The following is a 1,159-nucleotide window of genomic DNA, read 5'->3' as shown; positions in this document are numbered from 1 at the left end:
GCGGCCTCGCGCACCCAGGCGCCGTCGGCATGCGCCTTGCGGCGCGCCGCCAACCGGTCGCGGTTGCACGGGCCGTTGCCGGCCAGCACCTGCTTGAACTCGTTCCAGTCGATCGGGCCGTGCCGCCAATGGCCCTGCTCGTCCTGCCTCATCTCGGGATCAGGCATCGTGAGGCCGAGATACTGCGCCTGCGGCACGGTGGCATCGATGAACTTCTGGCGCAGCTCGTCATTGGAGAACCGCTTGATCTTCCATTTGGTCGAGGTGTCGCTGTGCTGGCTGGCCTGATCGGGCGGCCCGAACATCATCAGCACCGGCCACCACCAGCGGTTCAACGCATCCTGCGCCATCGCCTTCTGCTCGGCCGTGCCGCGGCAGAGCGTGAGCATGATCTCGTAGCCCTGGCGCTGATGGAACGATTCCTCCTTGCAGACGCGGATCATCGCGCGCGCATAGGGACCATAGGAGCAGCGGCACAGCGGGATCTGGTTCATGATCGCGGCGCCATCGACCAGCCAGCCGATCACGCCGATATCCGCCCAGGTCAGGGTCGGGTAGTTGAAGATCGAGGAGTACTTGGCCTTGCCGGCCAGCATCGCGTCGACCAGCTCCTCGCGCGAGGCGCCGAGCGTCTCGGCGGCGGCATACAAATACAGGCCGTGGCCGCATTCGTCCTGGACCTTGGCGAGCAGCGCCGCCTTGCGGCGCAGGCTCGGCGCGCGGGTGATCCAGTTGCCCTCGGGCAGCATGCCGACGATTTCGGAATGGGCATGTTGGGAGATCTGCCGGACCAGCGTCTTGCGGTAGGCCGCCGGCATCCAGTCGTTCGGCTCGATGCGCTCCTCGGCATCGATGCGGGCCTGAAAGCGTTGGGCGCGCACGGCGTCCTCGGCGTGGCTGCCCTCCTCGGGCGAATTAAGCGCCTGCGTGTACATGCGGCGGCGTCCTCCCAGGACTTGGTTGCCGCCAATATATAACGGAATTCCATCCGTGCAATCGATTTTTGTAATATATCAAGCTGCCTCATGGGCACCGCCGAACCGCCGCAGCAGCGGCTCGCCGGCCGGGGGCAATGCGCCCGCCTCGTTGGTCGCGTGCGCGTCGAGCCAGCGCTCCGACCCCGGCAGCAGCAGCCGGTAGATCTCGCCGCACAGCGCCC

General features: G+C 66.6%; 1 protein-coding gene. It reads right to left on the bottom strand.

Features of this window, described 5'->3' with window-relative positions:
- Nucleotides 1-935: 1,2-phenylacetyl-CoA epoxidase subunit PaaA (gene paaA / locus BRAS3809_RS00225; RefSeq protein ID WP_035654692.1), on the bottom strand; the 935-nt coding region annotated here is incomplete at its 3' end.
- Nucleotides 936-1,159: the final 224 nt, after the last annotated feature.

It is taken from the genome of Bradyrhizobium sp. STM 3809 (assembly GCF_000239795.1).
Classification (GTDB): domain Bacteria; phylum Pseudomonadota; class Alphaproteobacteria; order Rhizobiales; family Xanthobacteraceae; genus Bradyrhizobium.
Note: the sequence above shows the minus strand (reverse complement) of the source record. Positions and strands in the feature narration are given on the sequence as shown.